This window comes from Streptomyces sp. DSM 41931 (genome assembly GCF_050271085.1).
Lineage (GTDB): Bacteria > Actinomycetota > Actinomycetes > Streptomycetales > Streptomycetaceae > Streptomyces > Streptomyces albogriseolus.
In genome coordinates, this window is the sequence record NZ_CP189902.1 from 2,017,450 (window position 1) to 2,040,803 (window position 23,354).

Consider the following 23,354-nt stretch of genomic DNA (forward strand, 5'->3'; position numbering starts at 1 on the left):
GGCCCAGGGCCGCGCCCCGTATCTTCGACAGCCGATCCGGCCGGGCAGGTCCGGCCGGCCCGACGGAAGGCACCCTGCATGAGCGAGGCGCGGACCTGGAACGCGGTGGACGACTGGTTCACCGGACGGCTCCTGGGCGACGACCCGGACGAGGCCCTGGCGGCGGCGCTGCGCGACAGCGACGCCGCCGGCCTCCCGCCCATCGCCGTCTCCCCCCTCCAGGGCAAGCTGCTCCAGCTCCTCGCCCGGCTCACGGGCGCGCGGCGGGTCCTGGAGATCGGCACGCTCGGCGGCTACAGCACGATCTGGCTGGGCCGCGCAATGCCCGGCGACGGGCGGCTGGTCACCCTGGAGTACGACCCCCGGCACGCCGAGGTCGCCGTCCGCAACATCGCCCGCGCCGGTCTCGCCGGGCGGGTGGAGGTGCGGGTCGGCCCGGCGCTGGAGTCGCTGCCGAAGCTCGCGGACGAGCAGCCGCCGCCGTTCGACCTGGTGTTCATCGACGCCGACAAGGCGAACAACCCGCACTACGTCGAATGGGCGCTGCGCCTGACGGCCGCGGGCAGCCTGATCGTCCTCGACAACGTGGTGCGCGGCGGCCGGGTGGCCGACCCGGAGAACACCGACCCGGACGTGGTGGGCACCCGCGCCGCCCTGGACCTGTTCGGCAGCCACCCGCGGCTCGACGCCACGGCCGTCCAGACGGTCGGGGCCAAGGGCTACGACGGGTTCGCCCTGGCGCGCGTGGTGGCCTGAGCGGACGGGCGGACACGCGAAGGGCCCGGCGGGCTCACACCTCGTGGTAGAAGCCCACGTTGACGCTGCGCGGGGCGGTGCGGTCCTGGATCACGACCTCGCCGCTGCCGCCCCGGGGCAGCGGCACGGTCCCGCCGTACGCGACCGGCTGGGCGTACTCCCCGACGGTCAGCCGCACCTCCGACGACGGCTCGGGCAGCGAGCCGCGCAGCCAGGTCAGCTGCCAGCTGCCGTCCTGCGCGCACTGGAACTCCAGGTGCACCCGGGAGACGAACAGCCAGTCGTCCGGCGTCGCCAGCCGGCACAGGGACGTGTCCCGGCCCACCCGCAGCACGGTGCCCGGCTCGCTGGGCGCGTCGGCCATCAGCATCCCGGCCGTGGCGCCCGCTTCCGCCGCGGACACCGCGGCCATGGTGAGTTCGAGCACGTGCGCTCCTCCTGAGAGGTCCCGGGGCCGGGGCGGCCGGATCGGCCGCCCGCCGCCAGATGATAAAACGCCCGGCCGTACCGCGTCCGGCACAATGGGGTCATGACCGAGCGGAAGCCACCGGGCGTCGATTTCGAGAGCTGGGTCGACAAGCAGATCCGCGACGCCGACGCGCGCGGGGAGTTCGAACGGCTCGAAGGCGCCGGCCGACCGCTGCCGCCCGAGGTCGAGAGCACCTACGACGAACTGTGGTGGGTGAAGCGGAAGATGGTCCGCGAGGGCATGTCGGTGCTGCCGCCGACGCTGGCCCTGCGCAAGGAGGCCGAGGACGCGCTGGAGGCGGCCCTCGCGGCCCCCTCGGAGCGGATCGTGCGGAAGATCCTCGCGGACGTCAACGCGAAGATCAGCGACATGATGTTCAAGCCGCCGCCCGGCCCCCCGCTGGGCAAGAAGCCGTACGACGTCGAGGACGTCGTACGCCGGTGGCGGGAGCGCCGGGCGGCGTCGGACGGACAGGGCGGACCGGGCGGACCGGGCGGGCGGGGCGGCTCAGACGCCTAGCAGGCGCTCCGCCAGCTGGCGGTAGTCCCGCAGCGCGAGCCGCAGTTGCTCGGTGTCGGCGGCCGGGGCGGCGTCGCCCTTCTTCGGGTCGCCGGAGGCGGGAGCCTTCCAGTTCTGGGCGAGGGCGCGGCGGCGCTCGGTGAGCGCGTCGGTCAGCCGCTCGGTGATCTCGTGCAGGACGAGGTCGGCCTCCTCCACGGCGTCCCGCGGCCGGTCCACGAACCCGGCGACGGCCTGCCGCAGCTGCGCGGAGAGACGGTCACAGGTGTCGTCGGCGAGGAGCCGGGCGTCGGGGCCGTGGTGGTCGGTGTGGCCGGCGCGGCCGGTCGTCCCCTTCGCGACGGGGGTGGTGGTGTGGTCGCCGGTGCCGTCCGGGCCGGGTACTGAGGTGCGGTCGGCGGTGCCGGGCGCGGCGCCGTGGGTTCCGGCAGGGGTGCCGTCGCCGGTCTGCGGATGGGCCGCGACCAGCGGGCTCCCGGCGCCGGCGGAGCCGCTCCCCGTGCCGCCGCCGGACCGGTGCGCGGTGTCCGTGCCCCCGGCGGCGGAGGACGTCTCCGTACCGCCGCGGCCGTACGGCGCGTCCGGCTCGCCGGGGAGGGTGCCCGCGCCGCCGGAGCGGCCCGGGGAGGTCTCCGCCCTGCGGCCTGCCTCCGTCCTGTGGTCGAGCGTGGCCGCCTCGCGGCCGGGGTCCGCGGAGGCGGGACCGGCCGGCGGGGTGTCCGGGCCGTTCGGGATCCAGGTGTCCTGGGTGTGACGGGGTGCCTCGGGCATGACGATCAGCTCTCCTTCGCCTGGCGGCGGTGCAGCAGCGACGGGGTGCGGTGACCCTCGCGGCGGGTGGCGGGGGCGGCCGTACGCTCGCCGGCGGCGCCACGGCGTCCGCCGTCGTGCCGCGACGGCCGGACCAGTTCCTCGAACAGCGCCCGCGCCTCGACCATCGCCTCGCGCATGTCCTCCGTGCCGGCGGCGCCGTCGTGCGCGCCGTCCGGGTGGGCCTGCGCGACGCGGTGGACGCGGCGGTAGCCCTCGACGTGGTGGGCGTGGTGCACGGACAGCGCCGCGACCTGCTCCTCGTACTGCCCGCCGGCGGGGAAGCCGCGCGTGCCGGCGAGTTCGGCGATCAGGCGGTCGGCCTCGGCGACCGCCTCCCGCGGCGCGTCGACGAACCGCTCCTGGGCGGCCGTCCAGCGCGCCTCGTAGCGCTCGCGCTCGGCCGGCTCCAGCGGCCGTACCCGGAGGGAGCCGTGGCGCTCCACGCGCTCGGACAGCTCCCGCTCGGCGGCCTTGGTGTCCCCGTCGTGCCGGGCGACGGCACGCTCGTACTCGGGACCGAAGCGCCGCTTGAGGCTCGCGCCGTGTCGCGGGCCGCGTGCGCGCAGGGTCAGGACGGCCGCGACGGCGACCGCGACAATCACGATCAACGCAATGATCAGGCCAGTGGACATGAATGCCTTCCGGGGTTCTCGTCCCAACCGGCACTCCTCGCGAGCCGGTTCGCCCCAACGGGTTGCCCGTTGCACCGCGCACAAACTGCGCGGCGCAGACGCCCGCGTCGTTGCCGGGGCCGCCCGGCGCCCCAATTCGCTTGCGCCGAGGGCCGGCCGGGGACACAGAATGCGGCCATGACCTGGACCGTCGCCCCGGAGCCCGCCGACTCGCCCGCCGCCCTCGCGCTCTGGCGGGCGTACTACACGGAGGTCAGCGACCGCTGGTACCTGCTGCACGAGGGGCGCAGGACCGATCCGGACGAGCTGGAGCGGGAGATCGCCGCGGCGTCGGGCGCCGGCCTCACTCCGCCGCGCGGGCTGCTGCTGGTCGCGCGGTACGGCGGGGAGCCGGCGGGCAGCGCCGGGTTCCGCCTGTCACCGGACGGCACGGCCGCCGAGCTGACCCGGGTGTTCCTGTACGAGGGGATGCGCGGCCGGGGCGGGGCGGCGCTGCTGGTGCGGGCCGCGGAGGAGGCGGCACGCGCCCGCGGAGCCCGCCGGATGATCCTGGACACCCGCAGCGACCTGGTCGAGGCACGCGCCCTGTACGCCCGCCTCGGGTACGCCGAGACCGAGCCGCACAACGACGACCCGTACGCGGAGCACTGGTTCGCCAAGCAGCTGGGCTGAAGCCGGGTCAGCCGTGGCTCAGGGCGCCGGGGCGGCAGCGCGGGCGCCCTGGGGGCGTTCGCCGCGGGAGCCGCACAGCTCGTCGTTGAGTTCGTGCACGAGCTGCACCAGGTCGGTCGGGCGGTCCGGCCCCCACCAGTCGCCCAGCAGCTCGGCCAGGGACTCCTCGCGCGCCCGTGCCAGCCGTTCGCTCACCTCGCGGCCCTCGTCGGTGAGCACCATGTCGACGCCCCGGCGCACGGCGAGGTGCCGGCTCTCGACCTGCCGGGTGGCCTTCAGGACGACGTCCAGCGGGACGGAGTTGCGCTCGGCGAGCCGGGCCGGTTCCACCGAGCCGTGGCGGCGGATCCGCAGCAGCAGCCAGCTCGACGCGGGCAGCAGGTCGTAGCCCGCGCGGTCGGTGATCTTCTGGTAGATCTCCCGGCGTCCCTCGCGGGTGCCGAGCACCGACAGGGCGCGGCACACCTCGTCGTGCGAGGAGCGTTCCACCGGGTTGGGGGCCAGCGTCTCGGAGGCGTCGGGCGCGGTGACCGAGGCGCGCAGCGGGTCCTCCTTGAGGATCCAGGCCAGCACGAAGCCCAGCAGCGCCACCGGCACGGCGTACAGGAAGACGTCGGTGATGGCGGTGGAGTAGGCGTCGAGCGCGGCGGGGCGCAGGGGAGGCGGCAGGGCGCCGATGCCGCGCGGGTCGGCCTCCAGGGCGTCGGGCGAGACGCCGGGCGGCAGGTCCACGCCGCGGAAGGCGGCGCCGAGCTGGTCGCCGAGGCGGCCGGCGAAGATCGCGCCGAACACGGCGACGCCGAACGAGGCGCCGATGGACCGGAAGAAGGTCGCCCCGGAGGTGGCGACGCCGAGGTCCTCGTAGGGGACGGCGTTCTGCACGATCAGCACCAGGACCTGCATGACCAGGCCGAGCCCGAGGCCGAAGACGAAGAAGAAGGCGCTCATCACGGCGGTGGAGCTCTGTGCGTCGAGCTGGTGGAGCAGCAGCAGTCCGACGGCGGTGACGGCGGTGCCCGTGATCGGGAACACCTTCCAGCGGCCGGTGCGGCTGACGATCTGCCCGGAGCCGGTGGAGGACAGCAGCATGCCGGCCACCATCGGCAGCATGTGCACCCCGGACAGGGTCGGGCTGATCCCGTGCACCACCTGGAGGAAGGTCGGCAGATAGGTCAGCGCGCCGAACATCGCGAAGCCGACGATGAAGCTGATCACGGCGGACAGGGTGAAGGTCCGCACGCGGAACAGCTTCAGCGGCAGCACCGGTTCGGCGGCCCGGCGCTCGACCGCGACGAACGCGACGATCAGCACGGCGCCGAGCACCGCGAGCCCGATGATCCCGGGCGACGCCCAGGGCCAGGTGATGCCGCCGAGCGAGGCGACCAGGACCAGGCAGGTGGCGACGGAGGCGATGAGCAGGGTGCCCAGGTAGTCGATGACGTGCTTGGTCGACCGGCGGGGGATGTGCAGCACGGTCGCGATGACGACGAGCGCGACGATCCCGACGGGCACGTTGACGTAGAACACCCAGCGCCAGCTCAGGTGTTGGGTGAACAGCCCGCCGAGCAGCGGCCCGAGCACGCTCGTCGCGCCGAACACCGCCCCGAACAGGCCCTGGTAGCGCCCGCGTTCACGGGGCGGCACCAGGTCGCCGACGATCGCCATCGACAGCACGATCAGCCCGCCGCCGCCGAGTCCCTGCAGCGCGCGGAAGCCGATCAGCTGGGGCATGTCCTGCGCGGCCCCGCACAGGGCGGAGCCGACGAGGAAGATGACGATGGCGGTCTGGAAGAGGCGTTTACGGCCGTACTGGTCGCCGAGCTTGCCCCACAGCGGGGTCGCGGCCGTGGACGCGAGCAGATAGGCGGTGACCACCCAGGACAGGTGCTCCAGGCCGCCCAGGTCGCTGACGATGGTCGGCAGGGCGGTGGAGACGATGGTCTGGTCGAGGGCGGCCAGCAGCAGGCCGAGCAGCAGCGCGCCGATCGACAGCACCACGCTGCTCGACACCTGGTCCGTGCCGGGTCCCCCGGGGGCCGCCGGACCGTCCTGGAGTGCGGGCCGTGCGCGCCCCGTCTCCGACGCCGAACGGTGAGCGTCCCCGGCCATGCGGACCTCCAGAGGTTCTCGTATCACCCTCCATCGTGATCGGTGTGCCCTGTTATGGCCTGTCGAGTCCCAGCGGAACTCTGCATTCCGGGGGCGCGCGGACGAGAGTGTGAAGAAGATCTGCATAATCTCTGGAGTTCGCGAGGGGAGGGACGACACGTGGACCAGCCGAACGGGCACCCGTGCCCGGAATGCGGTGCGCCCAGGCACGCCGACAACACACCGTCGTGCGGCTGCACCCGCCGCGCCGCCGACGCCCTCCGCGACGCCCGCACGGCCGAGGCCGCCGCGGCGGAGGACTTCGACCCCCTGCGGATACGTCCCTACGTCGACCTGGACGGCACTACGCCGGACGGGTTGCCGGAGGCAACGAACGACGCGCCGCCGGCGTCCGGGACGCCTCAGGCGCCGGCAAGGGAGGGCGCGTCCGCGGGTGCGCCCGCCGAGGGGCTCCACCCCGGGCCGGCAACGCCCGCCGGCCCCGGCAGGACGTCCGCGCCCGAAGACCGGCGGACGACGGAGACGCGGGCGGGGAACGAGGCGCCGGGCGCGCCCGACGCCACCATGACCTTGAAGGCCGTCAGCCCGGACGCCGCGACGTCCGGCAGGGCGGCACGCGGCCCGGCGGCAGCCGCGCCCGGAGCGGGAGGCGCCGCGGGCACCGGGGAGGCGCCCCACGCGGATGCCGCGCACACCGGCAGCCCTGCCCACGCGGCACCGGGCGCCGGGAACCGTGCCTCCACGCCCGGCGGGCCGCAGGTCCCGGCGAACACCACCGGCTCGGCGGCCCACGACTCCCCCATGACGTCCAAGGCCCCGCACCCGGACGCCGGGAAGCCCGGCACGGCAGCGGCGGCGGCGCCCGAAGCCGAGGGGCCGGCCGGCACGGGGGCGGCACCCGGCGCAGGCGCCTCCGACGGGCCGCGGGCCCAGGCCGGCGACGCGGCGCCCGACGCCACCATGACACTGCGCGCCGTCCGCCCCGACGCCGGGGCTCCCGGCACCGCGAAGCCCGGCGCCGCCGGCACCCCCGCCGCCGACGACCGCACGTCCGTCCTCCCCACCCCCCTCGCCCCCGGCACCGCCCGGCCGAACGTCGACGATCTGGGCCTCTTCGACGACGCCACGCGTCCGCTCCGCGCGGTGTCCGCGGGGGCGGCCGCCCCACGCCCCGAGGGCGCCGCGCCCCGGAACCGCCGACGGCGCGGCGCGCTGATCGCGGCGTCCGGCGCGGTCGTGGCCCTCCTGGGCGCGGCGGGGTGGGCGAGCGGGCTGCTCTCCTACGACACGCCGTCGCGGGACACCGCCGCCCCGGACGACGTCAGGGCGAGCGTGCCGGACGCGTCGTCGGCTGCCCCGTCGGAGGAGCCGTCCTCCGAGGCCCCGTCCGCCTCCCCCAGCGCGTCCGCGTCCGCCTCGGGCTCCCCCTCCGCGAGCGCGTCCGGGTCGCCGTCGCCCTCGGCGTCCAGTTCCGCGCCGAGCGCGTCCGCGACCGCCGCCCCGTCGGCGACCCCCTCCGCCGCCCTGTCGTCCGCGCCCGCCGTGGCGCCGGAGCCGGAGCCGGAGGAGCCGGTCGACACCGCTCCCGTGCTGCGGCGCGGCGACGCGGGGCCGGAGGTCGTCGAACTCCAGCAGCGCCTGCGCCAGGTGTGGCTGTACCAGGGCGACCTGAACGGCCGGTACGGCCACCGGGTGGAGGAGGCCGTGCGCCACTACCAGTGGTCGCGGGGCATCAACGAGGAGCTGGGCGTCTACGGCCCGCTGACCCGCTCCCGCCTGGAGTCGGAGACCGGGGGGCCCTGACGGGCCGAGGCGCCTGAGGCCGCCGCTCGCTAAGCGGAGACGTGCAGCAGGATCGTCCCCTCCGGCGTGCGCTCCACCCGTACCTGGGTGAGGTCGCGGACGACGACGTCCGGCCGGTGGAAGCCGGCCCGCGGGCCGATGCCGACCACCCGCATCCCGGCGGCGCGCCCCGCGGCGATCCCCGCGCCGGAGTCCTCGAAGACCACGCAGTCGGCCGGGTCCACGCCCAGTTCCGCCGCGCCCTTCAGGAAGCCCTCCGGGTCGGGCTTGCTCGCGCCGACCGACTCGGCCGTGATCCGCACCGCGGGCTGCTCGAGACCGGCAGCGGCCATCCGCGCCGTGGACAGGGCGACGTCCGCGGAGGTGACGAGCGCGTGCGGCAGCCCGTCGAGGGAGGCGAGGAACGCACGGGCTCCCGGTATCGCGACGACGCCCTCGGTGTCCGCGGTCTCCTCCGCGAGCAGCCGGGCGTTCTCGGCGTAGTTCTGCTCCATGGGCCGGTCCGGCAGCAGCAGGGCCATGGAGGCGTAGCCCTGGCGGCCGTGCACCACCTTCATCACCTCGTCGCCGTCCAGCCCGTGGCGCTCGGCCCAGCGGCGCCAGATGCGCTCGACCGAGGCGTCGGAGTTGACGAGGGTGCCGTCCATGTCGAGCAGGAGGGCGCGGGCGGGGAGTACGGCGGTGGTGGTGGCCGTCATCGGCTGCTCCAAGGCGGGGTGCGGGACCGTGGAGGCGGATCCCGGGCGGGACAGAGCGGCCCCGCCCGCCGGTCAGGGGAAACGGGCGGGAGCCACTTTGTTCAACCACGGTACAAAACAAACCCGGCTTCCCGCCACCGCCTCCACGGGGTGTTCACCGGCGGGACCGCCGCGCGTCACCCGGCGACCGCCTCCCACAGGCTCCACACGCCCAGGCTCAGCATGAGCAGCGCGGCGATCCGCGTGATCAGCTTCAGCGGCACCCGCTTCATCAGCGCCTTGCCGCCGACGATGCCGAGACCGGCCACCGCCCACAGCGCCAGCACCGCGCCCAGGCCCACGGAGAGCGGGTCGTCGTAGCGGGCGGCGAGGTTGGCCGTCATGATCTGCGTCAGGTCGCCGAACTCGGCGACCAGGATGAGCATGAACCCGGCCCCGGCGACCTTCCAGAAGGACTGGTCCTCGGGCTTGCGGATCTCCTCCTCGTCCTCGTCCTTCTTGAGCAGCAGCATCGCCGCGCCCGCGAGGAAGAGCACACCCGTGATCGCGTGGACGAGCTGCTGCGGCAGCAGGGTCAGCACGCTGCCCGCCGCCACGGCCAGCGCGACGTGCACCGCGAAGGCGGCGGCGACGCCGGCGAAGACGTACGAGGCGCGGTAGCGGGTGCCGAGGACGAGTCCGGCGAGCGCGGTCTTGTCGGGCAGTTCGGCCAGGAAGACGACGCCGAAGACGACGGCCGTCACGGTCAGGCTGATCAACGGTTCCTCAATCGGTCGGGGCCGCCCCGCCGAGAGTGATGAGCTTTCGCGCAAGACGCCTCGGCACGGCAGCACACTCGGCGCCCGCACCGTACGGCGCGGGCGTGCACTGCTTGCCGAAGGTCTCGCCGGCAGGACCCGTCACGGGTCTGCCTCCGGGCGCCGGCTCAGGCGGGCTGAGCAGTATGTCGACGGTCCGGCACAGGGCTACTCCCCTTCTGCGCCGTCCATCGTACGCGAGACCCGGCCCGGCTCCGGAAACGGCCGCCGGGGCGGACCCGGCCACCGCCGTGCGCGGAAACTTCACACCGGAACCGTAGACGTGTCATGTGCGCGTCATTAACTTCTTACCGGACCCTCGCCTCCCGGCAACACGGCGCCGCGAGCATTCCCCTGCACGCACGCCAACGCCCGCACCCCACAAGGGAGTTCGCATGTCGAAGTTCTACGCGCGTCGACGGCTCAGCATAGCCGCGGCGCTCACCGGACTCATAGCCTCCGCCGGGCTCTTCAACGCCCCGGCCGCCTCCGCCGCCCTCCCCACCCCGGTGAGCGCCGCCACCGCGCGCGGCTATCTCGCCACCCTCCCCGTCCGCACCGAGAGCCGGACCGGCTACAACCGCGACCTGTTCCCGCACTGGATCACGATCAGCGGCAGCTGCAACACCCGCGAGACGGTCCTCAAGCGCGACGGCACCAACGTCGTCACCGACTCCGCCTGCGCCTCCACCAGCGGCAGCTGGTACTCCCCCTACGACGGCGCCACCTGGTCCGCCGCCTCCGACGTGGACATCGACCATCTGGTGCCGCTCGCCGAGGCCTGGGACTCCGGCGCGGGCTCCTGGACCACCGCCCAGCGCCAGGCCTTCGCCAACGACCTGACCCGCCCGCAGCTCCTCGCCGTCACCGACAACGTCAACCAGGCCAAGGGCGACCAGGACCCCGCCACCTGGATGCCGTCCCGCACGGCCTACCGCTGCACCTACGTCCGCGCGTGGGTCCAGGTGAAGTACCACTACAACCTGGCGGTCGACTCGGCCGAGAAGTCCGCCCTCCAGGGGTACCTCAACAACTGCTGAGGCAGCACGGACCGAACCGCCGGGTGCGCCGATCTCCCCGGTGGCCTCCGTCGCTGCGTACCGTACGGGGCGACGGAGGAAGGGGTCATCATGGCCGGACTGCGGCTCGGACCGCTGCTGAGGTACGTCGACGGGTCGTCCGCGACCGTCTGGGCGGAGACGGACGGCCCGGGCACCGTGGAGGTGCGCTGCCCGGACGGCGCCGGGGGGACCTCCGGCACCTTCCAGGTGTGCGGCCACCACTACGCGCTGGTCCGGGTCACGGGCCTCGCCCCGGGCACGGCCACCCCCTACGAGGTCCATGTGGACGGCGAGCGCGTGTGGCCGCTCGCCCGGGAGCCGTTCCCGTCGTTCCCGCCGTCGGTGATCCGCACCCCGGCCGACGACGACCGGGCGCGCATCTCCTTCGGCTCCTGCCGCTGGGCCTCCCCGCCCACCGGGGAGCCCGACCCGGTGGGACCGGACGCCCTGGACGCCCTCGCGAAACGCATCGCCGCCGACCCCGAGGGCGAACGCCCCGACGTCCTGCTGCTCCTCGGCGACCAGGTGTACGCCGACGAGACGTCCGACGCCACGAAGGAGTGGCTCGCCGCGCGCCGCGACCTGGACGAGCCGCCGGGCAGCCAGGTGGCGGACTACGAGGAGTACACCCACCTCTATTACGAGTCCTGGCTCGACCCTCAGGTGCGCTGGCTGCTGTCCACCGTCCCCGCCTGCATGATCTTCGACGACCACGACGTCATCGACGACTGGAACACCTCCGCCTCCTGGGTCGAGGACATGCGCGCCACCTCGTGGTGGCGGGAGCGGGTGCTCAGCGGACTGATGTCGTACTGGGTGTACCAGCACCTGGGCAACCTCTCCCCCGCCGACGTCGACGCCGACCCCGTCTACGCGGCCGTGCGGGAGGCCCCCGACGGCACCGGCGCGCTGCGCGACCTCGCCGCCCGGGCGGAGGCCGACGCGACGGCCGTGCGCTGGAGCTACCGGCGCGACTTCGGCCGGGTGCGGCTGGTCATGGTGGACAGCCGCGCGGCGCGGGTGCTGGAGGAGGGACGGCGCTCGATGCTCGACCGGGACGAGGCCGACTGGCTGCGCGCCCAGGTGTTCGACGACCGCGGCTCCTACGACCATCTGCTCGTCGGCACGTCCCTGCCCTGGCTGCTCCCCCATCTGGTGCACGACGTGGAGGTGTGGAGCTCCGCGCTGTGCCGGGGCGACAAGGGCCCGCGCTGGGCGCGGCTCGGGGAGAAGCTGCGGCGCGCGGCGGACCTGGAGCACTGGTCGGCGTTCCCGGACTCGTTCGCCGAGCTGGCGGAGCTGCTCGCCGACGCGGGCAGCGGCCCGGACGCGCCCGCCACGGTGTGCGTGCTGTCCGGGGACGTCCATCACGCCTATGTCGCCGAGCCGAGCTGGCCGGGGCGGGCGGAACCGGAGGCACGGGTGGTGCAGCTGACCTGCTCGCCGGTGCACAACTCCATCCCCGCCTCGATGCGGGTGGGCTTCCGCTTCGGCTGGAGCGCGGCCGCCCGGTCGCTGGGCCGGGTCTTCCGGCGGCACGGCGGCCTCGGCCGGCCGCCGGTCGGCTGGCGCAGGACGGGCGGGCCGTGGTTCGGCAACCAGCTCATGACGCTGGCCACCCGGGGGCGTTCGGCGGTGCTGCGGCTCGAACACGCCCAGGAGGAGCAGGCCGGGGTGCGGCTGCGGCGCGTGATGGAACGGCGGCTGAGCCGCTGAGCCGCCAAGCCCTTTGGGCACCTGTGCGTCCGCTGTGCGACGAGGGGCGGTTCCGGTCACCCCGGTGATCAAGGGAGGGCCGCGGGGTGCCCGGTGACGTGCGGCGGGGGCGCGCGGGAGGGGGGCAAAAGGGGCCGACGTCATGGCCAAATGTTGAACTTGCAACCAAGATTTAGGCACACCTAACGTGGGGTCTCCGACTCGGTTCCGCCCCCCTCTGGACCGGCCTCGTCCAGCGGCCGGCCCGACCGAAGGAGACCCCCCATGAACGGACGCCTCACCAGCGCCCAGCCCTATGCCCTGGGCCTGTTCCGCATGGTCGTCGGCCTGCTCTTCGCCTGTCACGGCGCCGTGTCCCTGCTCGGCCTGTTCGGCGGCACGAACGGCAACGGCGGCACCGTCGGCACCGGCGCCTGGCCGGGCTGGTACGCCGCCGTCATCGAACTCGTCGGCGGCGGACTCGTCCTGCTCGGCCTCGCCACCCGGGCCGCCGCGTTCATATCGTCCGGCGCGATGGCGTACGCGTACTTCAAGGTGCACCAGCCCGAGGCCCTGTGGCCCATCGAGAACCACGGCGAGAGCGCGGCCATCTACTGCTGGGCCATGTTCCTGCTGATCTTCACCGGCTCCGGGGCCTTCGGCCTGGACCGCCTGCTCGCCCGCCGCGCACACGCGCGCGACGGGCGGCCGGCGGAACACACACCCGTCACCGCCTGACCGCACCGCACCACCGCACACACCCGCACGACCGCCGACGCCTCCCCACGGCAACCGCCTCCCCTACGGCACACCGAGTCGCACCGGGCGCCCCCCGCGCACACGCGGGGGGCGCCCTGGCGTACGGCGAGTGCCGGGCACACGAACCCCCCGTGACACTTCTGTCACTGACCGGGCGTACGCTGTATGGCTGTCATCGGCCTCTGCTGCCACTCCTGCCGCCTCCGCCGCGACAGCGCGGCAGGCACGGGCCCACGGGGGCGTACGGGGAGTGCGAGTGGAGAGTGTCGGGTCGCTGGTCGGCAGCCCGTGGATCTACGCGGTGGTGGCCCTGTCGGTCCTGCTCGACGTCTTCCTCCCGGTGCTGCCCAGCGGGGTGCTGGTGATCACCGCGGCCACCGCGGCCGCCGCGAGCACCGCCGCCTACGTGCCCGACATCCTGGTGCTGACGCTCTGCGCCGCGACCGCCTCGGTCCTCGGCGACCTGGTCGCCTACCGCCTCGCCTGGCGCGGCGGCGCCCGTCTGGACCGGGCCCTCGCCCGCTCCCGCCGGCTGCGGGGCGCGCAGGAACGTCTCGGCGCGGCGCTGGCCCGGGGCGGCGGCGGCCTCGTCGTCCTCGCACGGTTCGCGCCGGCCGGCCGCTCGGTGGTCTCCCTCGGCGCCGGCGCCGCCCGCCACCGCGCCCGCGACTTCCTCCCCTGGTCCGCCCTCGCGGGCCTGACCTGGGCCGGCTACAGCGTCGCCCTCGGCTATCTGGGCGGCCAGTGGCTCGGCGCGACGTGGCTCGCCGCGGCGGTCTCGGTGGGCGCCCTGTGCGCGGCAGGCGCGGGCGCGGGCTACTTGATGCGCAAGCCGCAGCCGTCGGAGGCGGGGTAGCCCCCTCCGGGGCGGGGGTGTTGCTCAGCTTGCCGGTCGGCGGGCCGGGGCGCCCCTGACCTCCAGGCTTTCCAGCAGCTCGGCCGTGGCCTCGGCGATCGCCTCGACCGCGCGGTCGAACACCTCGCGGTTGTGGGCGGCCGGCGCGCGGAAGCCGGACACCTTCCGCACGTACTGAAGGGCGGCCGCGCGGATGTCCTCCTCCGTGGCCTCCTCGGGGAGCGCGGGCGGACGCAGGGTCTTGATACTCCGGCACATGACCCCAGTCTCGCGCCTCCCGCCCCCGCGGGGCCACGAAAGAGTGAAGACCGCCCACGAGACCCCGGAACACCTCGCCACCCAAATTCGAACAGGCGTATCATTGGGGCGTGGCTGCGACCTATGACTTTCCGAGTGACCTCCTTGCCGGTCAGGAGGAACTGCATCAGGTCCGGGCCGAGCTGTCGGCCCTGCTGAAGCGGCTCCCCTGGTCGGTCGAACCCCTCGACGGGTTCAGCGACGACAACGGCTGGCGCAAGGTCGAGCGCCCCGCCTCGCCCGGCTGGACCGAGGACGAGCAGGCCGAGGTCGAGAAGCTCCGGCGCCGCGAGCACGAGCTCGCGGTGTTCGTCAGCACCCACCGCTACTGGTCGGAACTCACCGGCTCCGACCGCGTGCAGGCGCGCTCCGCGCTGAAGCACGCCCAAGAGGAGGGCGCGGACGGGGAAGAGTCGCCGTAGCGGCTCCCCCCGACGGCACAGGGCCCCCGGAGATGCTCCGGGGGCCCTGTCGTGTGTGGGCGCGGACGGTTTCGAACCGCCGACATCCTGCTTGTAAGGCAGGCGCTCTACCCCTGAGCTACGCACCCGTGACCCGCGCTCGCCGCCCGGGTCGAGTGGACAGACTACATGGCCGGGGTCACGGTCCCGCAAACCCCGTACGCCCCGGCCCGGGGGATATCCCCACCCCGGATCCGCCGGTCGGCCGGATCCCCTGCGGGCCCCCTCCTCCGTACGGTCGAAGACACCCGAAGCCGCCGCACCGCGCGGCCGTCCGTCCGCCGTACGCCCTGGGGGAGCCCGTCATGACCGCCACCGCCTGCACCACCTCGCCCACCCGCAGATCCCGTCCCGTACGGGCGCCTGCCCTCGTGCTCGCCGGGGCCGCCGTGGTGCTCGGCGCGGCGCTGAGCGCGTGCGGGGCGTCGGCGGCCGACGACGACGAGCCCGAGCACCGCGCCTTCGACCTGCCCGGCGCGAGCCTCACCGTGGACTCCGACGACTCCGCCCTGGAGATCGTCGCCTCGGACGAGCAGCCGGAGGGCGAGATCGCGGTCACCCGGTGGTTCCAGGGGACCGTCGCCATCGGCTCGGACCCGAAGGTCACCTGGTCCATGGACGGCGACCGGCTGGTGCTGCGCGAGCACTGCTCGGGCGTCGTCGCCGACTGCTCCGCCAAGCACCGCGTCGTGGTGCCGCGCGGCGTCACCGTCACCGTCGAGAGCGACGACGGCAGCGTCCGGGCCGACGGCTTCCGCGACGCGTTGAGCGTCCGCACCAAGGACGGCTCGGTCCGCGTCACGGACACCAGCGGCCCGCTGGAACTGCGCAGCGGCGACGGATCGGTGCGCGCCGAGGTCTCCTCCCGCACCGTGCGCGCCCACAGCGGTGACGGCTCGATGCACCTCGTCCTCACCGCCGTGCCGGACCGGGTGGAGTCCCGCAGCGGCGACGGCTCGACGACCATCGACCTGCCGCGCGGCGCCTACCGGGTGGACACCTCCACCGGCGACGGCGCCGAGGACGTGTCCGTCCCGCACGACGACTCCAGCTCCCACGTGGTGACCGCGCGCACCGGCGACGGCAAACTCACCGTCCGCACGGCGAACTGACGGGCCCGTGTGTTCGTCCTGTACCGGTGGGAGAATGACAACGGGCAGGGCGAACGACAGTACGGGAGAGGGATGTGACGGCGACACCAGCACAGCCGTACTCGCCGTCGGAGCCGCGCGCGCCTCGCCTGCGCCGCACCCTGTCCCCCGGACCTCTGCGTGACGCGCTCGCCCTGGCCGCCCTGCCGCTGGTCGCGGTGCTGGTGCTGCCCGCCGCGTTCGCCGGCGGGGGCACCCGGCGCTGGTTCGGCGGGCGGGCGGAGAACCAGCGCGCCGAGGCGCAGGCCGCCAAGGACGCCGCGGCCGCCGCCTTCTACGAACTCGACACCGCCCAGCGCGATCTGCGCATCTCCATCGAGACGATCACCGTCGTCGACGACTCGCCCGCGGCCCGCCGGGCCGTCGAGGACTTCGCGGCGCTGGGCCGGCGCATCGACGAGGCCAGCCACCGTTACATCAGTGCCGTCGACGCCCACGACCTCGACCGCGACGACCTGGACGCCTCGACGGCCTCCCGGGCCCGTGCCGACCTGACCGCAGCCAAGGACGAACTGGGGCGGGTCAAGCAGGACCTGGACCGGTTCGCCGACGGGCTCGGCCCGCTGCTCGGCAAGGCGGAGACCCAGCTGGCCCGGCTCGCGCCCGCCGTCGAACGCGCCCGGCAGGCACTGCTCGCCGCCTCCCAGGCCCTCGACTCCGCCCGCGGCTCCGGTCTGAAGGCCGACGACCTGGCCGCCCGGCTGGCCGCCCTCTCCCCCGAGCTGACCAAGCTGAACCAGGGCGCCGGGCAGCACGGCGTGCCCGCCACCCTGGACCGGGCCGCGCGCGTCACCCGGGAGGCCGAGGCGATCCGCGTGGAGGCGGAGCGGCTGCCGGAGCGGGCCGCCGAGATCGACCACCGGCTGGTCTCCCTGCGCACCCGCGCCCAGGCCCTCACCACCCGCTCCGAGCAGGTCGAACCCGTTCTGAGCGAACTGCGGCGGCGCTTCACCGCCGCCTGCTGGCAGGACCTCCAGGGCGTGCCCGAGCTCGCCGAGCGCAACGTCCGGCAGGCGGAGGCCCGGCTCGCCGAGGCCCGCACGGCCCGCGACGAACAGCGCTGGGCCGACGCCACCTCCCTGCTGTCCACCGCGCGGGCCCTGCTGAACACCACCGACGAGGCCGTGTCCGCCGCCGGGGACCGCCTGCGCCGGCTGAACGCCGTGCAGAAGGACCCCGAGCAGGAGATCGAACGCACCCGGTTCGCCATCCGGGATGCCCAGCGGCTCGCCATGGCCGGCCGCAACACCCCCGACCCGCGCCACGCCCGCCCGCTCGACGACGCCGTGGCCCGGCTGGAGCGCGCCGTCGCCGGGCTGGAGGGCCGTCACCCCGACTACTGGCACTTCCTCACCGAGACGGAGGCGGTCCGGGAGACCGTGAGCCGCGTGGTGGCCCAGATCCGTGAGGAGCGTGGCGCCGGCGCCCACTGACCGGCCCTCTCTCGCCGGTCCGGTTAACCTGTGCCCATGCCTCGCTACGAGTTCCGCTGCCGCACCTGCGGCGACACGTTCGAACTGAGCCGTCCGATGGCGGAGTCCTCCGCCCCCGCGGCCTGCCCGGCGGGTCACGACGACACGGTCAAGCTCCTCTCCACGGTCGCGGTCGGCGGCACCGCCTCGGCGGCGGCCCCGGCGCCCCGCGCGGGCGGCGGAGGCGGCGGTTGCTGCGGCGGGGGCTGCTGCGGCTGACCTCGCGCCGCCCGGCCCGGCGGGTCAGCTGCCCAGGTAGCGGAGCACCGCGAGCACTCTGCGCGAATAGCCCTCCCCTCCGCCCGCCAGCTCGAGCTTGTCGAAGATCGCGTTGGTGTGCTTCTCCACCGCGCTCTGCGAGATGTGCAGCCGCCGTGCGATGGCCGCGTTGGTGTGCCCCTGCGCCATCTCGGCCAGCACCGAGCGCTCCCGCGCGCTGAGCCGGGCCAGGGGGTCGACGTGGGTGGTGCGGCCGAGCAGCTGCCGGACGACCTCCGAGTCGAAGGCGGCCCGCCCGGCGGCCACCCTCTCCAGCGCGTCCAGGAACTCGTCGACCTGGACGACCCGGTCCTTCAGCAGATAGCCCACTCCTTCCGACTCACCCGTCAGCAGCTCCGTCGCATACCGCTTCTCCACGTACTGCGAGAGCACCAGCACCCCCACCTCGGGCCGGCTGCGGCGGATCTCCAGGGCCGCGCGCAGTCCCTCGTCCGTGTGGGTGGGCGGCATCCGGACGTCGGCGACCACCACGTCCGGCGGGGTCGCGGCGACCGCCTGCAGCAGCCGGTCGGCGTCGCCGACGGCGGCGATCACCTCGTGCCCCTCCTCCGTCAGCAGCCGCACCAGGCCTTCCCGCAGCAGGATGGAGTCCTCGGCCAGAATCACGCGCACGGCAGCTCCGCGGTCACCAGCGTCGGCCCGCCCGGGGGACTGCGCACCTCGAGCCTCCCGTCCAGCGCGGCCACCCGCCGGGCCAGCCCGAACAGGCCGCTGCCCGACGCGTTCGCCCCGCCTCGGCCGTCGTCCTCGACACTCACCCGCAACGCTCCTTCCTCCGATCCGACCGCGACGACTATCCGGCTCGGCGCCGCGTGCTTCACCGCGTTGGTCACGGCCTCGCAGACGACGAAGTAGACGACCGTCGCCACCGGCCGCGCCGGCTCCCCGCTCAGCCCGTACTCCACCCGCACCGGGACCGACGCGCGCTCGGCGACCGTCTCCAGCGCCGCCCGCAGCCCCGCCTCGTCGAGGGTCGTGGGGTAGATCCGCCAGGCCACTTCCCGCAGGTCGTCCAGGGCCTGCCGGCTCTCCTCGTGCGCCTGGCGCAGCAGCCGGTCCGCGCGCTCAGGGTCCTGGCTGCGCAGGGCCCGGCCCAGCAGCATGCCGAGCGCGACCAGGCGCTGCTGCACGCCGTCGTGCAGGTCCCGCTCGATGCGTCGCCGCTCGTCGTTCACCGCGTCGACCACGGCCGCGCGGCTCGCGGACAGCTCGGCGATGCGCCGCTCCAGCTCCTCCTGATGGCGGGGACCGAGCATGCGGCGGGCCAGCTTTCCCTCCAGCTCGGCGACCGCGAGTATCCCCTGCACGGTGAGGAAGAGCAGGAAGAGCCCGGCGAGGGACGTGTAGACGACCGCGCCCGTGTTCCGCACGTCGTCGACCAGCAGCCACAGATACATCCAGGACGTGCCGTAGCCGAGGCCGACCGCCGCCGAGAGCATCACCACCGCGCCCAGCACGCCGAGGGCCCAGCGGCAGGCCAGATACCGCAGGGCCTGCGTGTCCTCGTACACGGGAGAGGTGTGGACCCGGAGCCAGACCCGCAGCCGGGCCCGCTCCAGCTCCGTCACTCTCCGCGCGCACGCGAGAACCGGGCGGAGCACGGCCCGGCGGGGCCGCGGCCAGGCCACGACGAGCAGGAGCAGCAGGCCGGCCAGGGCCGTGCCGAGCAGCTCGACGACGGCCGCGGCGGCCCCCCACATGAGACCGACCGCGCACCGCACCACACGCCGCGCCATGACTCGCATGATCGCGAGACTAGCCGGGCCGGTCGGGGGCACACACTGCGGAAAACCGCAATTCCTCCTGCGGAGAACCGCAAGAAATCCTGCGGACGATCGCACCTCGTCGTGCGGCTTTCCTCAGCGACCCTTCAGCTCCGATTTCCTAGCGTGGACGACATGACAGCCATCGCAGCGCAGACGATCACGGCCTCGGGCGCGGACGCCGGGCCGCAGTGGGTCAACGACCTCATGGACGCCCTCGGCGCCCCCGGGGCGGGCCTCGCCATCGCGCTCGAGAACCTGTTCCCACCTGTGCCGAGCGAGGTGATCCTGCCGCTGGCCGGCTTCGCCGCGAGCAACGGGCGGATGAGCCTGATCGCCGCGTTGCTGTGGACCACCGCCGGCTCGGTGATCGGCGCGCTCGCCCTGTACGGGGTGGGGGCGCTGCTGGGCCGGGAGCGGACGCTGGCGCTGGCGGGACGCCTGCCGCTGGTGAAGGTCGCGGACGTGGAGAAGACGGAGGCGTGGTTCCTGCGGCACGGGTCGAAGGCGGTGTTCTTCGGCCGGATGATCCCGCTGTTCCGCAGCCTCGTGTCCATACCGGCCGGGGTGGAGCGGATGCCGCTGCCGCTGTTCCTCGGCCTGACCACGCTGGGCAGCGCGATATGGAACACGGCGTTCGTGATCGCGGGCTACGCGCTCGGGGACAACTGGACGCGGGTGACGTCCGTCGTGTCGGCCTACTCGAAGGCGGTGCTGGCGGCCGCGGCCCTGGCCCTCGTGGCCTTCGTCGTCGTACGTCTGTTCCGCTCGGGCGGCGGCAGCCGTCGCGCGGGCCGGGGCCCGGCGGGCGCCGGCTCCCGCGGCGCGGACGCCGACGCCCATGCCGGTGCCGACGAGGCCGGGGTGGCCGGCGCCCCTTCCGGGCAGGTCCGCCCGGCGGACTCGGGCGCCGACACCCTGAGCCTGCGCCGCCCCCGCTGATCCCGCCGCCGGCTCCCGGCGGGGACCGGCCTCAGCGGGAGCGGACGGTGCGGAGGAACTCGCGGAGGATGCGTTCGCCCGCCGCGACGCCCCGCTCGGGCAGGGTCCGGACGCCGGGGGCCGTCCAGGAGGCCTCGGCGAGTTCGCCGTGGCCCGGGCGCCAGCCCAGGTCGGCGGCGAGGAGCAGGTCCGCGTCGAGGAGGGAGTCGCCCGCGGCGAGGGTCAGGTCGGCGCCGGTGCGCCGGGCGACCTCCCGCATGGCCGCGCTCTTGGTGAGCGGCTTGGGCACGGCGTAGATCTTGCGGCCCTGGAGGGACACCGTCCAGCCGCGGTTCTCCGCCCACTCCCCGAGTTCCTTCACCCACTCCTCGCGCAGCAGCTCGCGCTCCACGACGAGGTAGGCGAAGAGGTCCTCGGCGGTCCGGTGCTTGCGCACCCACACGGGGTCGGCGGTGCGCAGCAAATGGTCCTGCACCTCGGACAGCGGGGCGCACTCGTCGGCCAGCCGGGCCTGGACGCGTTCGTGCCAGTCCCGGTCGGAGACGCCGTCGACGAGCAGATGGCCGCCGTTGGCGCAGATCGCGTAGGTGGGGGCGGGGCCTGGGAGGTTGATGCGCTGGTACTGCTTGCGGGTGCGGGTGGTGGTGGGGACGAACAGGGCCTCGTCGCCCAGCTCGGTGAGGAGCTGGCCTGCGGTCTCCGTCAGGTAGGACAGGGGCCGGCTCTCGTGGACCTCCACGCACAGCAGTCGCGGCGCCCGCGCGTCGGGCATGGTCAGGGCGAGCGCGGCGGCGGAGTAGATGAGGGTGCGGTCGAGGTCGCTGGCGACGATGACGGGCATCAGCGGGTCACCGCCGTGCCGTCGGCGCCGGTGGCGCCCCGGGTGTAGCGGGGGTGGATCAGGCCGACGCAGGTGTACGGCAGGTCGGCGACCTCCTCCACGGGGACGCCCCGCTGCTCGGCGAGGAGACGGACGTGGTCGAGGTCGCTGCCGGCCCCGGCGCGGGCGAGCACCTTCCAGGGCACCCGGCGCAGCAGCACACGGGTGGTCTCGCCGACGCCGGGCTTGACGAGGTTCACGTCGTGGATGCCGTACTCCTCGCTGATGCGCTCCACGGCGGCCCAGCCCTCCCAGGTGGGTGTGCGGTCGGCGGCGAGCAGGTCCTTGGCCTCGGCGCAGGCGGCCTCGGTGACCTCGTCGAAGCGGGCGGAGACGGCGTCCAGGAAGGCCACGGACAGGTCGGCGTCCGCGAGTTCGCGGTAGTACTTGGCGCCGTGGTAGTCGTCGGGGCCGACCAGGTCGGCGCGGAGCACGGTGCGCGAGATCAGGCCGGAGACCGTGGAGTTGAGGCAGGCGGACGGGATGAGATAGTCCTCGCGGGTGCCGTAGGTGCGCACGCAGGAGCCGGGGTCGGCGAGGACCGCGATCTCCGGGTCGAAGCCGGAGACGCCATGGGTCTTCTCGAACTCCTCGACGGCCTGGGCGAGTTCGCGGGTGATGGCGCCCTTGCCGGTCCAGCCGTCGACGAACACCACGTCGCGCGGGTCGTGGTGGGCGGCCAGCCAGCGCAGGGCGTTGGCGTCGATGCCGCGGCCGCGGACGATGGAGACGGCGTAGTGCGGCAGGTCGAGGCCGTGGCGGTGCTGCGCCCAGCGGCGCATCAGGATGCCCACCGGGGTGCCCGCGCGGGCCAGCGACACCAGCACCGGGCGGGGCGGCCTCTCGGCGAGGACGGTCTCGGTGACCACGCCGACGGCGTGCGCCAGCCGGGCGGCCGAGGCGTCCAGGGCGTTGTGGAAGAGCTGCTGGTACTGCTCGCTGGGCTGGTACTCCACGGGCAGCGACTCGGCGTAGTGGGCGCCGCCGCTCTGGATGGCCTCCTCGCGCTCCTCGGTCGGCGCCTCCAGCGTCACGTCCGAGAGGTCCTGGAGCAGCCAGCCGACCTCCTCGGGCGCGTACGAGGAGAAGGCGGGGCCGCGGAGGGGCTCGGGCAGCATGGTGGCGGACCTTTCGGGGGCGTCCTGGGCGACGGCGGGCACGGCCGGCACGTACGACGGTACGACCGCCAGGAGGACGTGCGGGGTGTGTTCGGCGAGCCGGGCGAGCAGGCCGTCGGGTGCGTGCAGCGCGGGGGTGTCGGCGACCGAGTCGACGACGGCGACCACGGCGTCGAAACCGGCGCCGGCGACGTTGTAGGCGTAGCGCTCGCCGGGGCCGTCGGCGGGGTCGTCGTGGGCGGGGAAGACGAGGCGGGTGCGGATGGCGTAGCCGGGGTCGTCGACGGCGAGGACGGGTGAGCGGGTGGTGGTGCTGTAGCGCACCTCGACGGTGGTGGTGCGCTCCAGTTCCGCGGCGAGCCGCAGGGGGGCGTACATGAGTTCCTCGAAGCCGAGGATGAGGACGCGGTGCGCGTCGTGCGGGAGGGCGGTGGCTATTCGGGACGCCATGGCGGGGAGGGCGGCGTCCAGCCGGGTGCGGTGGGTCGGGGTGAACCCGTGACGGCCCCCGTCGGGGAGGCCCGCCGGCCAACGCAAGTCGACTCGGGCGATGCGGTCGGACGGCGTCCGCGGCCCGGTGGGGGCTTGTCGCGCAGTTCCCCGCGCCCCTGAGGGTGCTGTCCCCGAGGCGCCCTCGAGCGCCGTAGCCGTCTCGAACCGCGCGACCAGCTCCTGCCCCTTCTCCAGGATGCCGTCAGGCAGCCGCACCGTCCCCGACGCGACCGTCACCAGGTCGATCCGTGCCCCGATCTCCCGGGCGAACTCCTCCAGCCGCCCGGCGTCGGCCGCCGACCGCATGTCGACCAGGGCGACGACGACATACCGTTCCCGCGGATATCGCGCATGAAGATCGCGCACGGTGTTCAGCACCGTGTTCCCCGTCGAGAACTCGTCGTCGACCAGCACCAGCGGCCCGGCCCCGGCCAGCAGGGACGGGTCCTCCGGCAGCAGCAGGTGGGAGGTGGCGTGCGAGTGGGACTCCTCGAAACCGCCGGCGGTGGCGACCCCGGCGACCGGCCGGCGTGTGGAGTGCAGGTAGGGCGCGGCGCCCAGGCCGTCGGCGACGGAGTGGCCGAGGCCGGTCGCGGTCTCGGCGTACCCGAGGACGACGGCCTCCCCGGCCGCGTCGCCCAGCAGCTCCCGCACCCGGCGGCCGAGCTCGACGCCGTGCCCGTACACCACGGACGGCGCCTGGGGTACGTGCTTGCCGAGGACGTTCGACACGAGCAGGTGGGCCCGCTTGGGGTTGCGCCGCAGCGCCAGCCCCAGCATCCCGCGCAGCCGTTCGTCGCCGGCCAGCTCGACGCCGAGCCGCTCGGCGACCCAGGTGCCGGACCAGGTGTTCACTCTTC

24 protein-coding genes and 1 tRNA gene are annotated in these 23,354 nt (G+C 74.5%); 13 read left to right on the forward strand and 12 right to left on the reverse strand.

The genetic code is table 11. From position 1 onward, the window contains the following. Positions 1 to 78 precede the first annotated feature (78 nt). Positions 79 to 756 carry an O-methyltransferase gene (locus ACP7TJ_RS09460; RefSeq protein ID WP_427762780.1) on the forward strand — a complete coding sequence of 226 codons (678 nt, stop codon included), beginning with the start codon at positions 79 to 81 and terminating at the stop codon, positions 754 to 756. 34 nt (positions 757 to 790) lie between these two features. Here ACP7TJ_RS09460 and ACP7TJ_RS09465 read toward each other — a convergent pair whose 3' ends face one another. Continuing rightward, entirely contained in the window at positions 791 to 1,183 is a 393-nt protein-coding gene (locus tag ACP7TJ_RS09465) for an FHA domain-containing protein (protein ID WP_167742970.1), read from the reverse strand. A 102-nt stretch (positions 1,184 to 1,285) separates the two neighbouring features. Here ACP7TJ_RS09465 and ACP7TJ_RS09470 point away from each other — a divergent pair, with 102 nt between their 5' ends. Beyond that, a complete protein-coding gene (locus tag ACP7TJ_RS09470) occupies positions 1,286 to 1,744 on the forward strand; it encodes a DUF1992 domain-containing protein (protein ID WP_387789423.1) in 459 nt (152 codons plus the stop codon). Here ACP7TJ_RS09470 and ACP7TJ_RS09475 read toward each other — a convergent pair. Beyond that, positions 1,733 to 2,515, reverse strand: coding sequence for a hypothetical protein (locus ACP7TJ_RS09475; RefSeq protein WP_387789424.1), 783 nt, complete (start codon positions 2,513 to 2,515; stop codon positions 1,733 to 1,735). The genes ACP7TJ_RS09470 and ACP7TJ_RS09475 overlap by 12 nt on opposite strands. Positions 2,516 to 2,520: 5 nt before the next feature. Continuing rightward, positions 2,521 to 3,189 carry a hypothetical protein gene (locus ACP7TJ_RS09480; RefSeq protein WP_193457564.1) on the reverse strand — a complete coding sequence of 223 codons (669 nt, stop codon included), beginning with the start codon at positions 3,187 to 3,189 and terminating at the stop codon, positions 2,521 to 2,523. A gap of 177 nt (positions 3,190 to 3,366) precedes the next feature. On the opposite strand from ACP7TJ_RS09480, the gene ACP7TJ_RS09485 reads away from it, so the two are divergent. Then, positions 3,367 to 3,861, forward strand: coding sequence for a GNAT family N-acetyltransferase (locus ACP7TJ_RS09485; protein WP_266396662.1), 495 nt, complete (start codon positions 3,367 to 3,369; stop codon positions 3,859 to 3,861). Between the two features lie 18 nt (positions 3,862 to 3,879). Here ACP7TJ_RS09485 and ACP7TJ_RS09490 read toward each other — a convergent pair whose 3' ends face one another. Continuing rightward, a complete protein-coding gene (locus ACP7TJ_RS09490) occupies positions 3,880 to 5,970 on the reverse strand; it encodes a DHA2 family efflux MFS transporter permease subunit (protein ID WP_427762783.1) in 2,091 nt (696 codons plus the stop codon). Positions 5,971 to 6,129: 159 nt separating this feature from the next. Between ACP7TJ_RS09490 and ACP7TJ_RS09495 the strand changes: the two genes are divergently transcribed. Continuing rightward, positions 6,130 to 7,773: a peptidoglycan-binding protein gene (locus ACP7TJ_RS09495; protein WP_427762785.1), complete on the forward strand. Its 1,644-nt coding sequence runs from the start codon at positions 6,130 to 6,132 to the stop codon at positions 7,771 to 7,773. Between the two features lie 29 nt (positions 7,774 to 7,802). On the opposite strand, the gene ACP7TJ_RS09500 is transcribed toward ACP7TJ_RS09495, so the two are convergent. Next, positions 7,803 to 8,471: an HAD-IA family hydrolase gene (locus ACP7TJ_RS09500; RefSeq protein WP_367487098.1), complete on the reverse strand. Its 669-nt coding sequence runs from the start codon at positions 8,469 to 8,471 to the stop codon at positions 7,803 to 7,805. 176 nt (positions 8,472 to 8,647) lie between these two features. Next, positions 8,648 to 9,229, reverse strand: a complete 582-nt coding sequence (locus ACP7TJ_RS09505; protein ID WP_093767779.1) for a TMEM165/GDT1 family protein — start codon at positions 9,227 to 9,229, stop codon at positions 8,648 to 8,650. 434 nt (positions 9,230 to 9,663) lie between these two features. Here ACP7TJ_RS09505 and ACP7TJ_RS09510 point away from each other — a divergent pair, with 434 nt between their 5' ends. The 4 genes from ACP7TJ_RS09510 (at position 9,664) to ACP7TJ_RS09525 (ending at position 13,639) form a co-directional block, all read left to right on the forward strand. Beyond that, the gene (locus ACP7TJ_RS09510; RefSeq protein ID WP_167742980.1) at positions 9,664 to 10,308 is read left to right on the forward strand and encodes an HNH endonuclease family protein; all 645 of its coding nucleotides are present in this window, start codon (positions 9,664 to 9,666) and stop codon (positions 10,306 to 10,308) included. Between the two features lie 90 nt (positions 10,309 to 10,398). Next, complete coding sequence (locus ACP7TJ_RS09515) at positions 10,399 to 12,045, forward strand: alkaline phosphatase D family protein (protein ID WP_427762788.1); 1,647 nt, start codon at positions 10,399 to 10,401, stop codon at positions 12,043 to 12,045. Positions 12,046 to 12,309: 264 nt separating this feature from the next. Next, positions 12,310 to 12,762 (forward strand): DoxX family protein, encoded by a 453-nt coding sequence (locus ACP7TJ_RS09520; protein WP_093767776.1) that lies wholly within the window; start codon positions 12,310 to 12,312, stop codon positions 12,760 to 12,762. Between the two features lie 277 nt (positions 12,763 to 13,039). Next, positions 13,040 to 13,639, forward strand: coding sequence for a DedA family protein (locus tag ACP7TJ_RS09525; protein ID WP_093767775.1), 600 nt, complete (start codon positions 13,040 to 13,042; stop codon positions 13,637 to 13,639). A gap of 24 nt (positions 13,640 to 13,663) precedes the next feature. Here the strand turns inward: ACP7TJ_RS09525 and ACP7TJ_RS09530 are convergent, their stop codons facing one another. After that, a complete protein-coding gene (locus ACP7TJ_RS09530) occupies positions 13,664 to 13,897 on the reverse strand; it encodes a DUF2277 domain-containing protein (protein ID WP_167742986.1) in 234 nt (77 codons plus the stop codon). A gap of 110 nt (positions 13,898 to 14,007) precedes the next feature. On the opposite strand from ACP7TJ_RS09530, the gene ACP7TJ_RS09535 reads away from it, so the two are divergent. Continuing rightward, positions 14,008 to 14,358, forward strand: a complete 351-nt coding sequence (locus tag ACP7TJ_RS09535) for a hypothetical protein (RefSeq protein ID WP_093767773.1) — start codon at positions 14,008 to 14,010, stop codon at positions 14,356 to 14,358. 56 nt (positions 14,359 to 14,414) lie between these two features. On the opposite strand, the gene ACP7TJ_RS09540 is transcribed toward ACP7TJ_RS09535, so the two are convergent. Further along, positions 14,415 to 14,486 (reverse strand) — tRNA-Val (locus ACP7TJ_RS09540). A 216-nt stretch (positions 14,487 to 14,702) separates the two neighbouring features. Between ACP7TJ_RS09540 and ACP7TJ_RS09545 the strand changes: the two genes are divergently transcribed. The 3 genes from ACP7TJ_RS09545 (at position 14,703) to ACP7TJ_RS09555 (ending at position 17,239) form a co-directional block, all read left to right on the forward strand. Continuing rightward, the gene (locus ACP7TJ_RS09545; RefSeq protein WP_189910184.1) at positions 14,703 to 15,509 is read left to right on the forward strand and encodes a DUF4097 family beta strand repeat-containing protein; all 807 of its coding nucleotides are present in this window, start codon (positions 14,703 to 14,705) and stop codon (positions 15,507 to 15,509) included. A 74-nt stretch (positions 15,510 to 15,583) separates the two neighbouring features. Beyond that, on the forward strand, positions 15,584 to 16,981 hold the full coding sequence (locus ACP7TJ_RS09550) for a hypothetical protein (RefSeq protein WP_387789432.1): 1,398 nt from the start codon (positions 15,584 to 15,586) through the stop codon (positions 16,979 to 16,981). Positions 16,982 to 17,017: 36 nt separating this feature from the next. Next, a complete protein-coding gene (locus tag ACP7TJ_RS09555; protein ID WP_039988362.1) occupies positions 17,018 to 17,239 on the forward strand; it encodes an FmdB family zinc ribbon protein in 222 nt (73 codons plus the stop codon). A 24-nt stretch (positions 17,240 to 17,263) separates the two neighbouring features. Here the strand turns inward: ACP7TJ_RS09555 and ACP7TJ_RS09560 are convergent, their stop codons facing one another. Both ACP7TJ_RS09560 and ACP7TJ_RS09565 read right to left on the reverse strand, forming a co-directional pair. Then, positions 17,264 to 17,911 (reverse strand): response regulator transcription factor, encoded by a 648-nt coding sequence (locus ACP7TJ_RS09560; protein ID WP_167742990.1) that lies wholly within the window; start codon positions 17,909 to 17,911, stop codon positions 17,264 to 17,266. Further along, positions 17,902 to 19,044, reverse strand: coding sequence for a sensor histidine kinase (locus ACP7TJ_RS09565; RefSeq protein ID WP_189910181.1), 1,143 nt, complete (start codon positions 19,042 to 19,044; stop codon positions 17,902 to 17,904). The genes ACP7TJ_RS09560 and ACP7TJ_RS09565 overlap by 10 nt, the downstream gene beginning before the upstream one ends. Positions 19,045 to 19,197: 153 nt before the next feature. Between ACP7TJ_RS09565 and ACP7TJ_RS09570 the strand changes: the two genes are divergently transcribed. Next, a complete protein-coding gene (locus ACP7TJ_RS09570) occupies positions 19,198 to 20,004 on the forward strand; it encodes a DedA family protein (protein ID WP_427762793.1) in 807 nt (268 codons plus the stop codon). A gap of 31 nt (positions 20,005 to 20,035) precedes the next feature. Here ACP7TJ_RS09570 and ACP7TJ_RS09575 read toward each other — a convergent pair whose 3' ends face one another. Next, positions 20,036 to 20,845: an HAD family hydrolase gene (locus ACP7TJ_RS09575; protein ID WP_266396685.1), complete on the reverse strand. Its 810-nt coding sequence runs from the start codon at positions 20,843 to 20,845 to the stop codon at positions 20,036 to 20,038. After that, the gene (locus ACP7TJ_RS09580; RefSeq protein ID WP_427762795.1) at positions 20,845 to 23,349 is read right to left on the reverse strand and encodes a phosphoribosyltransferase; all 2,505 of its coding nucleotides are present in this window, start codon (positions 23,347 to 23,349) and stop codon (positions 20,845 to 20,847) included. The genes ACP7TJ_RS09575 and ACP7TJ_RS09580 overlap by 1 nt, the downstream gene beginning before the upstream one ends. Positions 23,350 to 23,354 lie beyond the last annotated feature (5 nt).

Bases quoted from the DNA above. Each gene is read 5' to 3' on its own strand.
- ACP7TJ_RS09570 (WP_427762793.1), top strand. From the start codon at position 19,198: ATGACAGCCATCGCAGCGCAGACGATCACGGCCTCGGGCGCGGACGCC.
- ACP7TJ_RS09530 (WP_167742986.1), bottom strand. From the start codon at position 13,897: ATGTGCCGGAGTATCAAGACCCTGCGTCCGCCCGCGCTCCCCGAGGAG.
- ACP7TJ_RS09480 (WP_193457564.1), bottom strand. From the start codon at position 3,189: ATGTCCACTGGCCTGATCATTGCGTTGATCGTGATTGTCGCGGTCGCC.
- ACP7TJ_RS09460 (WP_427762780.1), top strand. From the start codon at position 79: ATGAGCGAGGCGCGGACCTGGAACGCGGTGGACGACTGGTTCACCGGA.
- ACP7TJ_RS09520 (WP_093767776.1), top strand. From the start codon at position 12,310: ATGAACGGACGCCTCACCAGCGCCCAGCCCTATGCCCTGGGCCTGTTC.
- ACP7TJ_RS09510 (WP_167742980.1), top strand. From the start codon at position 9,664: ATGTCGAAGTTCTACGCGCGTCGACGGCTCAGCATAGCCGCGGCGCTC.
- ACP7TJ_RS09490 (WP_427762783.1), bottom strand. From the start codon at position 5,970: ATGGCCGGGGACGCTCACCGTTCGGCGTCGGAGACGGGGCGCGCACGG.
- ACP7TJ_RS09515 (WP_427762788.1), top strand. From the start codon at position 10,399: ATGGCCGGACTGCGGCTCGGACCGCTGCTGAGGTACGTCGACGGGTCG.
- ACP7TJ_RS09575 (WP_266396685.1), bottom strand. From the start codon at position 20,845: ATGCCCGTCATCGTCGCCAGCGACCTCGACCGCACCCTCATCTACTCC.
- ACP7TJ_RS09470 (WP_387789423.1), top strand. From the start codon at position 1,286: ATGACCGAGCGGAAGCCACCGGGCGTCGATTTCGAGAGCTGGGTCGAC.
- ACP7TJ_RS09555 (WP_039988362.1), top strand. From the start codon at position 17,018: ATGCCTCGCTACGAGTTCCGCTGCCGCACCTGCGGCGACACGTTCGAA.
- ACP7TJ_RS09565 (WP_189910181.1), bottom strand. From the start codon at position 19,044: ATGCGAGTCATGGCGCGGCGTGTGGTGCGGTGCGCGGTCGGTCTCATG.
- ACP7TJ_RS09475 (WP_387789424.1), bottom strand. From the start codon at position 2,515: ATGCCCGAGGCACCCCGTCACACCCAGGACACCTGGATCCCGAACGGC.
- ACP7TJ_RS09485 (WP_266396662.1), top strand. From the start codon at position 3,367: ATGACCTGGACCGTCGCCCCGGAGCCCGCCGACTCGCCCGCCGCCCTC.
- ACP7TJ_RS09500 (WP_367487098.1), bottom strand. From the start codon at position 8,471: ATGACGGCCACCACCACCGCCGTACTCCCCGCCCGCGCCCTCCTGCTC.
- ACP7TJ_RS09545 (WP_189910184.1), top strand. From the start codon at position 14,703: ATGACCGCCACCGCCTGCACCACCTCGCCCACCCGCAGATCCCGTCCC.